The organism is Providencia sp. 2.29 (assembly GCF_015832305.1).
In the GTDB taxonomy this organism is placed as follows: domain Bacteria; phylum Pseudomonadota; class Gammaproteobacteria; order Enterobacterales; family Enterobacteriaceae; genus Providencia; species Providencia stuartii.
On record NZ_CP065420.1, the window covers coordinates 1,712,435 to 1,726,252 of the forward strand.

At 42.4% G+C, this 13,818-nt stretch carries 12 protein-coding genes and 2 tRNA genes; 5 read left to right on the forward strand and 9 right to left on the reverse strand.

The window, feature by feature from the left end:
• Positions 1–115 precede the first annotated feature (115 nt).
• The 5 genes from crr to cysZ form a co-directional block, all read right to left on the reverse strand.
• Positions 116–625 (reverse strand): PTS glucose transporter subunit IIA, encoded by a 510-nt coding sequence (gene crr / locus I3B46_RS07585; RefSeq protein ID WP_004921322.1) that lies wholly within the window; start codon positions 623–625, stop codon positions 116–118.
• Between the two features lie 49 nt (positions 626–674).
• Positions 675–2,402, reverse strand: a complete 1,728-nt coding sequence (gene ptsI / locus I3B46_RS07590) for a phosphoenolpyruvate-protein phosphotransferase PtsI (RefSeq protein WP_004921320.1) — start codon at positions 2,400–2,402, stop codon at positions 675–677.
• A 142-nt stretch (positions 2,403–2,544) separates the two neighbouring features.
• Positions 2,545–2,802 carry a phosphocarrier protein Hpr gene (gene ptsH, locus I3B46_RS07595; RefSeq protein ID WP_004921318.1) on the reverse strand — a complete coding sequence of 86 codons (258 nt, stop codon included), beginning with the start codon at positions 2,800–2,802 and terminating at the stop codon, positions 2,545–2,547.
• Between the two features lie 354 nt (positions 2,803–3,156).
• On the reverse strand, positions 3,157–4,110 hold the full coding sequence (gene cysK, locus I3B46_RS07600) for a cysteine synthase A (protein ID WP_163761981.1): 954 nt from the start codon (positions 4,108–4,110) through the stop codon (positions 3,157–3,159).
• 277 nt (positions 4,111–4,387) lie between these two features.
• Positions 4,388–5,152 (reverse strand): sulfate transporter CysZ, encoded by a 765-nt coding sequence (cysZ, locus tag I3B46_RS07605; RefSeq protein ID WP_004921313.1) that lies wholly within the window; start codon positions 5,150–5,152, stop codon positions 4,388–4,390.
• Between the two features lie 348 nt (positions 5,153–5,500).
• On the opposite strand from cysZ, the gene zipA reads away from it, so the two are divergent.
• The 4 genes from zipA (at position 5,501) to I3B46_RS07625 (ending at position 10,288) form a co-directional block, all read left to right on the forward strand.
• Positions 5,501–6,514: a cell division protein ZipA gene (zipA, locus tag I3B46_RS07610; protein ID WP_151207855.1), complete on the forward strand. Its 1,014-nt coding sequence runs from the start codon at positions 5,501–5,503 to the stop codon at positions 6,512–6,514.
• Between the two features lie 57 nt (positions 6,515–6,571).
• Positions 6,572–8,587, forward strand: coding sequence for an NAD-dependent DNA ligase LigA (gene ligA / locus I3B46_RS07615; RefSeq protein ID WP_104873592.1), 2,016 nt, complete (start codon positions 6,572–6,574; stop codon positions 8,585–8,587).
• A 231-nt stretch (positions 8,588–8,818) separates the two neighbouring features.
• The gene (locus tag I3B46_RS07620; RefSeq protein WP_014656308.1) at positions 8,819–10,003 is read left to right on the forward strand and encodes a NupC/NupG family nucleoside CNT transporter; all 1,185 of its coding nucleotides are present in this window, start codon (positions 8,819–8,821) and stop codon (positions 10,001–10,003) included.
• A gap of 69 nt (positions 10,004–10,072) precedes the next feature.
• Positions 10,073–10,288, forward strand: a complete 216-nt coding sequence (locus tag I3B46_RS07625; RefSeq protein WP_004921304.1) for a DUF3820 family protein — start codon at positions 10,073–10,075, stop codon at positions 10,286–10,288.
• A 10-nt stretch (positions 10,289–10,298) separates the two neighbouring features.
• Here I3B46_RS07625 and I3B46_RS07630 read toward each other — a convergent pair whose 3' ends face one another.
• Positions 10,299–10,715, reverse strand: a complete 417-nt coding sequence (locus tag I3B46_RS07630) for a MarR family winged helix-turn-helix transcriptional regulator (protein WP_004921302.1) — start codon at positions 10,713–10,715, stop codon at positions 10,299–10,301.
• 132 nt (positions 10,716–10,847) lie between these two features.
• On the opposite strand from I3B46_RS07630, the gene I3B46_RS07635 reads away from it, so the two are divergent.
• Positions 10,848–11,600: an SDR family NAD(P)-dependent oxidoreductase gene (locus I3B46_RS07635; RefSeq protein WP_014656307.1), complete on the forward strand. Its 753-nt coding sequence runs from the start codon at positions 10,848–10,850 to the stop codon at positions 11,598–11,600.
• A 203-nt stretch (positions 11,601–11,803) separates the two neighbouring features.
• Here the strand turns inward: I3B46_RS07635 and I3B46_RS07640 are convergent.
• From I3B46_RS07640 to gltX, 3 genes are all read right to left on the reverse strand, one after another.
• A tRNA-Ala gene (locus I3B46_RS07640) sits at positions 11,804–11,879 on the reverse strand.
• A gap of 38 nt (positions 11,880–11,917) precedes the next feature.
• Positions 11,918–11,993 (reverse strand) — tRNA-Ala (locus tag I3B46_RS07645).
• A 204-nt stretch (positions 11,994–12,197) separates the two neighbouring features.
• Positions 12,198–13,619 (reverse strand): glutamate--tRNA ligase, encoded by a 1,422-nt coding sequence (gene gltX, locus I3B46_RS07650; RefSeq protein ID WP_004921297.1) that lies wholly within the window; start codon positions 13,617–13,619, stop codon positions 12,198–12,200.
• Between the last annotated feature and the right edge of the window lie 199 nt (positions 13,620–13,818).

The following is a 13,818-nucleotide window of genomic DNA, read 5'->3' on the forward strand; positions in this document are numbered from 1 at the left end:
TCGTTGATTGCAACAGATATGATGGCGATGGATTTTATCCTGCCATAAAAAAACCACCAGAGGTCATACAACGCTATCTGGTGGTTTTATTTGAAAAGCTTAAAAGGGATTGCCGTTATTTTTTAACGCGCATAATAACTGTTTCACCCACGGTAACGCTACCGCTAAGCTTAGTCAGCTCTTTAATTTCATCCATATTAGAAATCACAACAGGCGTTAGAACTGATTTTGCTTTTTCTTCCAGCAATGCAAGGTCAAACTCGATAACCAAATCACCTTTTTTAACGGATTGCCCTTCTTCAGCGATACGTTTAAAGCCTTCACCTTTCAGTTCGACTGTATCAATACCGAAGTGAACAAATAGTTCAATACCATCATCAGATTCAATAGAAAACGCATGATTGGTTTCAAATATCTTACCAATAGTCCCATCTACAGGAGCGACAATTTTGTTCCCTGCTGGTTTGATGGCGATACCATCACCAACAATTTTTTCAGCGAAAACAACATCGGGAACATCTTCAATATTGACAATTTCACCCGATAGAGGTGCGATAATTTCAATACTGCCACTGCTATTTTTATCATCCGAAACCAGTGATTTCAGTTTGTCAAACAGACCCATGGACCTTCTCCTAATCGTTTTTATATGGGACCGAACTAATGTGCTGCTCCTAGCATAACGTTTTTTCTTGGATAAAGGTATCAACAAGTTTCATCAATTCGTCTGCGGTTGGTTGGGCAAGGGCTTGCTCAGCCAGTGCTTTAGTATCTGCAAAGTTTGCATTACGAATTAATTTTTTAATACGAGGAATTGAAATTGCACTCATACTAAATTCATCTAACCCCATACCAAGCAGCAACAAGGTTGCACGTTCATCACCTGCTAATTCACCACACATTCCTGTCCATTTGCCTTCTGCATGTGATGCATCGATGACTTGCTTAATCAAGTTCAATACAGCAGGCGACATTGGATTGTAGAGGTGAGAAATCAGCTCATTACCACGGTCAACAGCTAGAGTATATTGAGTGAGATCGTTCGTCCCAATACTGAAAAAGTCAACTTCTTTTGCTAAATGATGAGCAATAACCGCTGCGGCAGGGGTTTCCACCATGACACCAACTTCGATTGATTCATCAAAGGCTTTGCCTTCTTCACGTAATTGACCTTTTAGCATCTCAAGTTCTGCTTTTAGTTCGCGAACTTCCTCAACGGAAATAATCATCGGGAACATAATACGCAGTTTACCAAAACTTGAGGCTCTTAAAATAGCTCTTAACTGAGAATGTAGAATTTCTTTGCGATCAAGGCAAATACGAATTGCCCGCCAGCCTAAGAATGGGTTCTCTTCTTTTGGCAAATTCATGTATGGCAGGTCTTTATCACCGCCGATATCCATGGTACGCACAATAACAGCTTGGCTTCCCATTGCTTCGGCAACAGCTTTGTATGCTTGGAACTGTTCTTCTTCAGTTGGCAGTGAGTCTCTATCCATAAACAGGAACTCAGTGCGGTATAAACCAACCCCTTCAGCACCGTTACGCTCAGCACCTGCGACATCGCGTACAGTACCAATGTTTGCACACACTTCGACTTGATGGCCATCCAGTGTGATTGCAGGTAAATCTTTTAATTTTGCCAGTTCATTTTTTTCTTGCTGATATTCTTCATTGAATTTTTTCAGCTTATCAATTTCTTGATCTGACGGGTTCAGATAGATGTGGTTGTTGACACCATCTAGAATGAGGTAGTCACCATTTTTGATTTTCGCGGTGGCATCTGAGGTGCCGACAATGGCAGGCAACTCCAGTGAACGAGCCATGATTGAGGTATGTGATGTACGACCACCTAAATCGGTGATGAAACCTAATACTTTATCAAGGTTTAATTGTGCCGTCTCTGACGGTGTTAGGTCAGCTGCAACCAAAATAACCTCTTTGTCGATGGCACTCAAATCGACGATAGGCATACCGAGGATATTTTTTAATAGGCGTTTACCAATATCGCGTACGTCGGCAGCACGCTCTTTCAAATATTCATCATCAAGTGCTTCGAGCGCTTGGGCTTGATCCTCAATAACGGAGTAAACCGCGGCATCAGCTGTTTTTTTATCACTTTTGATTAGAGAGACAATTTCTTGTTCAAGCTCTTCATCTTCCAGCAGCATAATATGGCCTTCAAAGATCTCAGCTTTTTCTGCACCAAGATTTTTTTCGGCTCGCTCTTTAATGAAGCTGAGCTGTTCGGCTGATTTGTTACGTCCTTCAATAAAGTGTTGGATCTCGGTTTCTATCTGGTCGTCAGTAATTTTTTTTGTGCTGACAGTGATAGGATCTTCTTTGAGGATTAAAGCCTGACCAAAAGCAAAACCTGGGGATACTAAAATTCCTGAAATCATAATATTACCTTACTACTGCGGGTAGGTGTTCTGATGTTGAAAAGACAACAGTAAGCTTATCTGTGTGTAAACTGATATCCCTGAATGATGCCATTCAGGGATGAAGATTAATGCGGTGACACAGGCTCTCTTGCTTGTGCGGTTATTCCAACTCACCCATCAGTTTAACTAAATGCTCAACTGCTTGTTTTTCATCTTCGCCTTCGGCAGAAATTGTCACAACAGTACCTTGAGTTAAGCCTAGAGTTTGTAACTTAAATAGGCTTTTTGCGCTTGCTGATTTGCCACCAGAAGTCAAAGTAATATCAGAAGAGAATGCTTTGGCTTCTTTCACAAATTGAGCGGCAGGGCGAGTATGTAAGCCGTTAGGTGCTGTAATAGTGACTTCTTGCTGGAACATATTATTTCCTCAATAACTTTAGTTTTTTATAATGACCTAAGCTAGTGTAGTTGAATAAACTTAGGTTTGCGTATTGTTAGATTATTAACTGTTAAAAAGGTTTCCTACTTTGTTGCGTATCAACACTTTTTCAGTTTATTGGCCTAAATAATGTCAATTTAAATCGCAAAGAATATGAGTAATTGAACAAATCTTTGACTTAAAGTTGATTAATTTCGTGGCTCAAAATAATTACTATGTTTAATACTAAACCCTAGGTCAGAAATCATCTCAATACGTGCTAAAGTTTGATCCATTCCACAAAAAAAGCACCAAATAGGTGCTTTTTTAACGATTAATTAACGGTTTTTAAAATTACTCGGCGGATAGATCGGAAAATAGAACCGTTGATAAATAGCGCTCGCCTGATGAAGGTAAGATAACAACAATATTTTTATCTTTAAATTCAGGTTCAGCTGCGAGTTTTACTGCGGCTGCAAGAGCAGCACCTGATGAAATCCCTGCTAGGATCCCTTCTTTTTCCATTAATTGGCGGGCAGTTTGAATGGCTTCATCATCACTGATTTTAAATACTCTATCAATAAGCGTGATATCTAGGTTGCCAGGAATGAAACCAGCCCCGATCCCTTGAATTTTATGTGGGCCTGGCTTGACTTCATCTCCTGCTAGCGTTTGGCTAATAACAGGGGACGTTTCAGGCTCTACCGCAACCAGAGTGACATTTTTGCCCTTGGTTTTTTTCAAATAACGACCGATACCGGTGATAGTACCCCCGGTTCCCACACCCGCGATAACAACATCAACCTTACCGTCAGTATCACTCCAAATCTCAGGTCCTGTCGTTTTTTCATGAATTTCAGGGTTAGCTGGATTATTAAATTGTTGCAGCAAAATATACTTATGCGGATTGCTGTTGACGATTTCTTCGGCTTTCTCAATGGCGCCTTTCATCCCTTTAGCGCCTTCAGTCAATACAAGATTCGCCCCTAATACTTTAAGCAGTTTACGGCGTTCGACGCTCATCGTTTCAGGCATGGTCAATGTTAATTTGTAGCCTCTAGCCGCGGCGACATACGCCAAAGCAATCCCTGTATTACCACTAGTAGGTTCAACCAGCTCTTTTTCTTTGGTCAGAAGTCCTTTTTTCTCAGCATCCCAAATCATATTCGCACCAATACGGCATTTAACGCTGAAACTTGGGTTGCGTGATTCAACTTTCGCTAAGATATTGCCATTGCCGAAATGCTTTAAACGTACTAACGGGGTATGACCAATGGTTAGCGAATTATCATCATAAATTTTACTCATGGGATATCCTTATAATCAGGCAGTTGCCTATTTAGAACTGAGAATGATAGATAAGATTGACTCCAAACATACGTGAACTCGCTATTATTGCAAATATAAATTAAGTATAAGCTTATAACGAATTGCTATCTTATATGGAAAAATTATAAGTAAAAGGTTGTGACACAAGCACCTATCATAAAATATGTTGCGCTGTGTCTGTGGTCTGAGGGAGGTTGAAGATGAAAAAGTGCGAGGTGTAAATTCCCCCCGCACTCTTGATCAAATCAGTGAATAATTAATAGCGTGCATGACGAGCGCGGTATTGGTCAACCCACATTAAGGTCGCGCCACAAACGGCAACAGGCATAATAATCAAGTTAAGGATAGGTATCATCATTAACACACTAACTGCTCCACCAAATTGAATATTATTCATGCGGTCTTTGGCTAAAGCATTTTTCATTTCACTAAAGCTAACGCGGTGATTATCAAATGGATAATCGCAATACTGAATTGACATCATCCACGCACCGAATAGGAACCAAAGAATGGGAGCAACAGTTTGCCCAATACCAGGGATAAAAAACAAAATTAATAAGCCAATAGCGCGCGGAAGATAATAACCGATCCTAACAAACTCACGCTTAACCATGCGTGGAACATCTTTTGCGATATCAACAATACCGCCATCAGGGGCGGGCACACCGGTTAATTCTGATTCGAGCTTTTCGGATAACCAACCATTAAACGGTGCGGCGATAATGTTGGCAACCGTACTGAAAAAGTAAGTAAATATAAGTAAAATCGAAATAACGGAAATAGGCCAAATAAGATAATCAAGCCATTGTAACCAACTAGGAATATAGCTCATGACTTGGTCAATCCAACCACCAAGTTTGGTATATAACCACCAAAATGCACCACCAAGTAAGATGATATTGGCTAAAAGTGGTAGAATCACAAAACGTTTAATACCTGGACGTGTAACAAGACGCCATCCTTGAACGAAGTAATAAAAACCTGAATGGCTTTTTTGTTGCGAATCTGTCGATTGTATCATACTTCTTATTCTCTCCTTTGCGGTTGACTATGTATCATATAGATAGGTTTTTAGGCTGGCTAGTCAGTATTTGCTTAAAAAAGCAGCAAACGAAAGCAGAATTGTCTCTTTCTTATCAGAAAATCGTTTAGGGGGTTGCACTTAGCACGTTTGACAAATAATCTTAAGATATATCCGTCATTTTTTAAGTTGTTTTTCGGTTGACGGCGTTTTACCGCTGAAATCCCCAAAATCATACCGCAATGCGGGGCGAGGGGAGCGGGAGTGCGCCTTGGCTTGCAACTTAAAGTATTTTGGCTTATTTTTTGCCGTGGTGGCATTATCATTCAACAATTAGAGATAGCAGCGATGCAGGATTTGCGTCTGATATTAGTGGTCGTAGGTGCGATAGCCATAATTGCGTTATTACTGCATGGTTTATGGACCAGCCGTAAAGAGCGCTCTAAGTTATTCCGTGATCGTCCCGTAAAACGCCGAAAACATGACAGTCAGGATAAATCATCGGATTATGATGATGATTCTGCATTATTCAGTGAAACTCAAAAGGTAGAGCCTCCCGTCTCTTCACCGGTAGTTTCTGAGCCTGCTCGTCAGGTTCAAGAAGAACGTCGTGCCGAACCTGATTTGCCACCCATTACATCTTCTACTCGTGATACCGAGCCTGTATTAAATATTACGCCTGAGCGTTCAGAGCCTGTTGAATCTGATATTGACTCGCGCGTTAATGCTGTAAATGAACAACCCGCGATGAAGGTGGAACCAACGGTTCAACCAATAGCGACACCAGTCTCTACAGCGAATGGGCGCACTCAGCATGCGCCTGAACAACCAGAATTTGATTTTGACATTCACGAAGAGCAAGAGGGGCCACAGCCGACACACCATGAACAGGAACAGGCGCACACTGAGAAGAAAACTGAACAACCGCAAAACCAATCTTCAGAGAACAACAAGGAGACGGTTCTGGTTCTTCATGTAGCTGCACTTCAGGGGCAAGTTCTACAAGGTGAAGCGCTGTTGCAAAGTATTCTTCAAGCGGGCTTCCAGTTCGGTGAAATGCGTATTTTCCATCGACATGTGCATCCATCGGGAACAGGGCCGGTTTTATTTAGTCTTGCTAATATGGTGAAACCGGGGTCTTTTGATCCAGAAACGATGTCAGAGTTCACCACTCCGGGTATCTCTATGTTTATGATGGTGCCATCGTATGGTGAAGCAGGGCAAAATTTCAAATTGATGTTGCAAGCTGCACAGCGTATTGCTTCCGATGTGGGGGGGGTAGTCCTTGATGATGAGCGTAAAATGCTCACACCTCAGAAAATTGAGGTGTACCATGCTCGGATCCGCAACACACTGAATTAAATATCAGAATCAACGAAACCCCCTTAACTGGGGGTTTTTTATCTTTACTGGTGAAACATGACTACAAAACAACATCTCGATACACTCAAACAACAATTACGTCATCATGAATATCAATATCATGTATTAGATGCACCTGAAATCCCTGATGCAGAATATGACAAACTCATGGAAGAGCTGAAGGCTATCGAAGCGGAACATCCTGAATGGATCACCAGTGACTCACCGACTCAGCGAGTGGGTGCGGCTCCATTAGCGGCGTTTGACACCGTACGTCATGAAATACCGATGTTATCGCTTGATAACGTATTTGATGAAGAAAGCTATCTTGCTTTCGACAAACGCATGAGAGACCGATTAAAAGATCAGCAAGAACAAACCTTCTGTTGTGAATTAAAATTAGATGGCCTTGCGGTGAGCTTACTGTATGAGAATGGCGAACTCGTCCAAGCCGCTACTCGCGGTGATGGAACTGTGGGGGAAAATATTACCTCTAATGTTCGTACAATTCGTGCTATTCCACTTCGTTTAACGGGTGAAAATATTCCTGCTAGGGTAGAAATTCGTGGTGAAGTATTTATGCCACAAAAAGGCTTTGAAGCATTGAATGAGGAAGCGCGCCGTACGGGTGGAAAAGTTTTCGCTAACCCTCGTAACGCGGCAGCGGGGTCATTACGCCAATTAGACCCACGTATTACAGCGAAAAGGCCTTTAACGTTCTACTGCTATGGCGTGGGGCTGGTGGAAGGCGAAACACTGCCAGATACTCATTATGAGCGACTGATGCAATTTAAGAAGTGGGGGTTACCTGTAAGTGAGTATGTGCAATTACGGACAGGCGCTCAGGCGGTATTGGACTTTTATCATGAGATAGAAAAAGCTCGCCCAACATTAGGCTTTGATATTGATGGGGTCGTCATTAAAATTAACGACATTGCAACCCAAGAAGAGTTAGGCTTTGTGTCTCGGGCACCTCGTTGGGCAACGGCGTTTAAGTTCCCGGCTCAAGAGCAGATGACATTGCTAAAAGATGTTGAATTCCAAGTTGGACGTACCGGAGCAATTACGCCTGTTGCACGTTTGGAACCAGTTCAAGTTGCCGGCGTGACAGTCAGTAATGCGACGCTACACAACGCTGATGAAATTGAGCGCTTAGGGGTTCATATCGGTGATACTGTTGTGATCCGTCGTGCGGGCGATGTGATACCTCAAATTGTGAGTGTTGTTGAGTCTGAACGCCCAGCCGATAGCCGAGAAATTGTTTTCCCAACTCACTGCCCAGTCTGTGGCTCTGATGTGGAACGTGTCGAAGGTGAGGCCGTTGCGCGTTGTACTGGTGGGTTGATTTGTGGTGCACAACGTAAAGAAGCACTGAAACATTTTGTCTCACGCCGTGCGATGGATGTGGATGGCATGGGCGATAAGATCATCGACCAATTAGTTGAAAAAGAATATGTGAAAAATCCGGCTGATCTGTACCAATTAAGTGCAGGGATATTGACGGGTTTAGATCGCATGGGGCCAAAGTCGGCACAAAATTTAGTGGAAGCCCTAAATAAATCGAAATCAACGACTCTCGCTCGTTTTATTTATGCGTTAGGCATTCGTGAGGTCGGTGAGGCTACCGCGGCAAATTTAGCGGCGCATTATGGCACCCTTGAAGCCCTAATGGCGGCAGATGAGGAGTCACTCAAAACGGTACAAGATGTTGGTCATGTGGTGGCTAAGCATGTCGTTAACTTTTTCCGCGAGGAGCATAATCAAACTGTCATTCAAGCGTTAATAGATAAGGCGAATATTCATTGGCCAGAAGCTGTTGCTGTAGATGTGAGTACGATAGATAGTCCATTTGCAGGGAAAACCGTGGTATTGACGGGCTCTTTGAGCCAACTGACACGGGATGAAGCAAAAGATAAATTAGTGGCACTCGGCGCTAAAGTCTCTGGCAGTGTCTCTAAGAAGACGCATTTAGTCATTGCAGGTGAGGCGGCAGGTTCAAAACTGGCAAAAGCAAATGAGCTAGGTATACCTGTCATTGACGAAAATGAGCTAATTCGCTTATTAGAAGCCTAATAATTAACGAGAGTTTGAAGTATCATTACCCAGAAAATGGGTAATGATATGATCTGTATCAATCTACCACCTAAGAATTAGAATTTACTGTAATAATGTGATCGGTATATATTTTTTGCAAAATACACTGGGGTCGTTTTCATACTAATGTGATTCCCGTCTCATTTAAATGTCGGCTATTACATAGAATAGATACATAAACCGCTTTATTAAATTTGTATGGAGTCGCATATGACCTCGATCCTGCATTTTGTTCTATCCCTTGTTGTAATTGGCGCTCTTGCAGTCTTAGCCAGTAGTAACCGTAAGGCGATACGACTACGCTATGTTTTTCAACTACTGGTTATTCAAATCGCATTAGCATACTTCTTCTTGAATTCTAATGTCGGTTCTTCATTCGTACTAGGCGTTGCAAGTGTTTTCACCCATTTATTAGGTTATGCAGCCGAAGGGACCAAGTTCGTTTTTGGTGGCATGATCGAAGGCAATCTAGCGTTTTTCTTCTTGCAAGTCCTCTGCCCAATCATCTTTATTTCCGCACTGATCGGTATCTTACAGCATATTAAGGTGCTGCCTCTTGTGATCCGTGTGATCGGTACGGTTCTATCTAAAGTCAATGGTATGGGCAAGCTAGAGTCTTTTAACGCGGTTAGCTCACTGCTATTAGGCCAATCTGAAAACTTTATTGCCTATAAAGATCAGCTAGGCAAAATGTCTGAACGTAGAATGTACACCATGGCTGCAACGGCAATGTCGACGGTTTCTATGTCGATAGTTGGTGCATATATGTCCATGCTAGAACCGCGCTTTGTGGTTGCAGCATTGGTACTTAACATGTTTGGTACTTTCGTGATCCTTTCCTTAATCAACCCATACCCACCTGAAGCCGAAGAAGAGTTACAGATGACCAATATTCATGAAGGTCAAAGCTTCTTTGAAATGTTGGGTGAATATATCCTTGCCGGCTTTAAAGTTGCGATTATCGTATCAGCCATGTTAATCGGTTTTATCGCTTTGATTGCCATGGTAAATGGTATCTGTATGGCGATTTTTGATATCAAGTTCCAAACCATGCTGGGCTACGTGTTCTACCCATTTGCTTGGATATTAGGTATCCCTGCTGAAGAAGCATTGCAAGTCGGTGGGATCATGGCGGTAAAAATGGTCACTAACGAGTTCGTCGCAATGGGCGACCTAAAAGAGGTTGCAGCAACGTTATCAACACGTTCAGTCGGTATTTTATCGGTATTTTTAGTCTCTTTTGCTAACTTCTCCTCAATCGGTATTGTGGCAGGGGCAATCAAAGGCTTAAATGAGAAACAGGGTAACACGGTTGCACGTTTTGGCTTGAAACTGCTGTTTGGTTCAACATTAGTTAGCTTCCTATCAGCGGCTGTTGTTGGCTTAATTCTGTAAAACATAAAAGCGTGGTAAAGTGTAAAACGGCGTTCATTATGAATGCCGTTTTTGCTTTTAGAGGAAAAAATGGAAAAACAAGATCTCATTGATATGGCAAACACGCGGATGCCATTTGGAAAATATCAAGGTCGTGTATTGATCGATCTTCCTGAAGAATACCTGCTATGGTTTTACAAAAAAGGGGCATTTCCACAGGGGCGATTAGGGCAACTGATGGAAATGGCATTAGGCTTAAAAATAGAGGGGCTAGATGGCCTTGTAAAGCCTTTAAAACGAGTTTAGTTGTATTGGGTCAGTCATGGCCTAAAGCCGCAGTGACTTTCTGTGAAAGCTGGATAAACAAAGCTTGTTCATTCGCTGTTAAAGCACTACTGACTTTAGCGGCATTTTCTTTTCGGCCTGTTGCTGCACGTTGTAAAAAATCCCGACCTTCATCGGTTAAGTGAGTGATTAATTCTCGCTTATCTTGTTCAGATTGGTATTGGCTCACGAACCCAAGTGCTTTTAGTGCTCGAAGAAACTTGGATAAATTCTGCCGAGATATGCCTAACAGTTGGCTTAATTGCCCTGGTGTTTGATCCCCTTTGAGCCGAAGTATTTCTAATACATCATATTGCCCCCAAGTGACCTGTTCAGGTGTAAAGCTTAAACGCCTCGCAACCAAGGTACATTGCAAAAGTGATAGTGCATCTTCGAGTTGATTTGCCATGTTATTTCATCATGTTAGTGATTATTGACACAGTATAGCCTTATCAATCCGATAAAATCGACTATTGATTAACTAAAGTTAATCATATACAGTGTGGTTAATTAACTTTAGTTAATCATATTGAGAGGGAGTATGCAAAATTTACAAGAGAAAGTCGCTTTAGTAACAGGCGCATCAACAGGAGTTGGTGAAGAAATTGCACTACATTTATACCAATGTGGTGCGACGGTGTTTATAACAGGACGCAACGAAATATCATTACAAACAGCAGCCAATAAGATAGACCAAAGTGGCGAACGTGTTATTCCTTTAGTGATGGATGTGACAAGTCACGAGCAATTTAAAGCAGCAATTACACAAATTGAGCAGCAGTGTGGGGCGTTACACTATTTGGTTAATAATGCAGGGATCACAGGACCTCATGGCGTTACTATTGAGGATTATCCACTAGCGGATTGGGATGCCGTTATCGCAACTGATGTGAGTGGAACTTTTTATGGATTAAAATACGGATTACCTGCAATCGTCAGGGCGGGAGGCGGAGCCGTCGTGAACTTATCTGCATGTAATGGCGTGACTGGTATTGCGGGTATTTCACCTTATACAGCGGCAAAACATGCTGTTTTAGGTCTAACTCGTGCAACGGCACTAGAGTATGCTCAAAAAGGGGTGAGGATTAATGCTATCGGTCCTGGTTATGTCGCAACGCCAAATATAATGAATCTACCAACAGAAACTCAAGAATGGATGGCATCGACTCACCCAATGGGGCGCATGGCAACGCGTGAAGAGATCGCAAAAACAGTCGCATTTTTACTTTCTGATGATAGCAGTTTTATTACAGGGGCATTTATACCCGTCGATGGGGGATATACGGCACAATAGGGATGCGGTGGTGATAGATATTCATGGCTAGCCGCAACCACTTCTTCTTACAAGAAGTGCATCAAAAACAGCCATAGTATGAGGAAGAGTTATATCTCAATAGCGGCTATTTTTCTGAAGTAAAACCGGATGACATCCCGAACCAATCTATTATATTGGGATAAAACAGAGATAGGCTGACTAACTATTGACAGGATATAAGGTGGTGGAGCTAAGCGGGATCGAACCGCTGACCTCTTGCATGCCATGCAAGCGCTCTCCCAGCTGAGCTATAGCCCCAACAAAATGATTTTGATACCACCTAACAGGGAATTAGATGGTGGAGCTAAGCGGGATCGAACCGCTGACCTCTTGCATGCCATGCAAGCGCTCTCCCAGCTGAGCTATAGCCCCAAACAAAATCTTTTGGACGGAGGGCATAATATTCAAGCAATGTCAGGGTGTCAATCAAATAATGTGGTTTTAAGTTTAATTGCTGAATTATAGAGCATTTCGTCAATGAATAAGGGGGTGTATAGAGATTAGAGGAGTGCTTATAAGGTTGATAAGGTGTGAACCCCTATGATGCTAACCATCACAGGGGCTTAATTAAATCAATTACTGGGCTGAGGCTTCACGTTCGGCGATAAACGACAACGCTTTATCAATGCGTGCAATAGCACGTGTTTGACCAATCGCATGAACGGTAACATCTAACGCAGGGGATTGACCCGCACCAGTTACAGCGACACGTAATGGCATGCCGACCTTACCCATACCAACGTCTAATTCAGCGGCCGTTTGCTCGATAGCTTGATGAACGTTTTCTGCTGTCCAATCGGTAATTGCTGACAGTTTTTGTTTCACCGTTTCTAATGGTTGACGTGCAACAGGGCGCAAGTGTTTTTTCGCGGCATCTGCATCGAACTCATCAAACTCTTCATAGAAGTAGCGGCAGGATTCAGCGATCTCTTTCAATGTTTTGCAGCGTTCACCGAGCAATTTAACTAACTCAGCTAATTGCGGGCCATTTTCAGTGTTGATGTTTTGTTGCTCAATATGCCATGCAAGGTGAACGGCAACTTCTTCTGGTGGCAATTGATTAATATAATGGTGGTTTAACCAAAGCAACTTATCGGTATTGAATGCGCTCGCTGATTTGCTAATTGCATCTAAGCTAAAGTATTCAATCATTTCTTCACGAGAAAAAATCTCTTGGTCGCCATGTGACCAGCCCAAACGAACTAAATAGTTGAGTAGTGCTTCTGGTAAATACCCTTCGTCGCGATATTGCATAACGCTTACAGCACCGTGACGCTTGGAGAGTTTTTTACCGTCATCGCCTAAAATCATTGAAACGTGTGCATATTCAGGAACAGGTGCTCCTAGCGCTTTTAAGATATTAATTTGGCGTGGGGTATTGTTGATATGATCTTCACCGCGGATAACGTGAGTAATTTCCATATCCCAGTCATCAATAACCACACAGAAGTTATAAGTTGGTGAGCCATCGGTGCGGCGAATAATGAGGTCATCTAACTCTTGATTACTAAACTCAATCGGGCCACGGATTTTATCATCAAAAATAACTGAGCCTTCTTGTGGATTACGGAAACGAACAACATGCGGCTCGTCAGGCGTATGGTTATGGGCGTGATCACGGCAGCAGCCATCATAGCGAGGCTTTTCACCTGATGCCATCTGTTGATCACGCAGCGCTTCTAAGCGCTCTTTTGAGCAGTAGCAACGATAAGCGGTACCTGCTTCAAGCATTTGGTCAATAACATCGTTATAACGGTCAAAGCGTTTCGTTTGATAATAAGGGCCTTCATCCCAATTCAAATTTAACCAGTTCATACCATCCATAATGGCATCGATAGCTTCCTGAGTTGAGCGTTCTAAGTCCGTATCTTCGATACGCAGAACAAATTCGCCTTGATTATGGCGGCTGAATAACCAGGAATAAAGCGCAGTACGCGCTCCACCAACATGTAAATACCCTGTTGGACTAGGTGCAAAACGGGTTTTAATTTTACTCATCGAGATTGCCTTAATTGCGATACGTGGTTTCTAACATGCCAACGTTCTCTAAATAATAGGGAAGCGTTAAATATAAACAGCCTATCATTGATGTGTGAGCGAAAGATTTCTTCTCGCTATCGGTCACCAGAGAAACACGTCAGCATGTCTAAAATGTTGTTCTATTCTATCACTCTAAAGTGATACCTCAATCAAGTTA

Coding starts and splice junctions, on each gene's coding strand:
- crr (WP_004921322.1), bottom strand. CDS start 625: ATGGGTCTGTTTGACAAACTGAAATCACTGGTTTCGGATGATAAAAAT.
- ptsI (WP_004921320.1), bottom strand. CDS start 2,402: ATGATTTCAGGAATTTTAGTATCCCCAGGTTTTGCTTTTGGTCAGGCT.
- ptsH (WP_004921318.1), bottom strand. CDS start 2,802: ATGTTCCAGCAAGAAGTCACTATTACAGCACCTAACGGCTTACATACT.
- cysK (WP_163761981.1), bottom strand. CDS start 4,110: ATGAGTAAAATTTATGATGATAATTCGCTAACCATTGGTCATACCCCG.
- cysZ (WP_004921313.1), bottom strand. CDS start 5,152: ATGATACAATCGACAGATTCGCAACAAAAAAGCCATTCAGGTTTTTAT.
- zipA (WP_151207855.1), top strand. CDS start 5,501: ATGCAGGATTTGCGTCTGATATTAGTGGTCGTAGGTGCGATAGCCATA.
- ligA (WP_104873592.1), top strand. CDS start 6,572: ATGACTACAAAACAACATCTCGATACACTCAAACAACAATTACGTCAT.
- I3B46_RS07620 (WP_014656308.1), top strand. CDS start 8,819: ATGACCTCGATCCTGCATTTTGTTCTATCCCTTGTTGTAATTGGCGCT.
- I3B46_RS07625 (WP_004921304.1), top strand. CDS start 10,073: ATGGAAAAACAAGATCTCATTGATATGGCAAACACGCGGATGCCATTT.
- I3B46_RS07630 (WP_004921302.1), bottom strand. CDS start 10,715: ATGGCAAATCAACTCGAAGATGCACTATCACTTTTGCAATGTACCTTG.
- I3B46_RS07635 (WP_014656307.1), top strand. CDS start 10,848: ATGCAAAATTTACAAGAGAAAGTCGCTTTAGTAACAGGCGCATCAACA.
- gltX (WP_004921297.1), bottom strand. CDS start 13,619: ATGAGTAAAATTAAAACCCGTTTTGCACCTAGTCCAACAGGGTATTTA.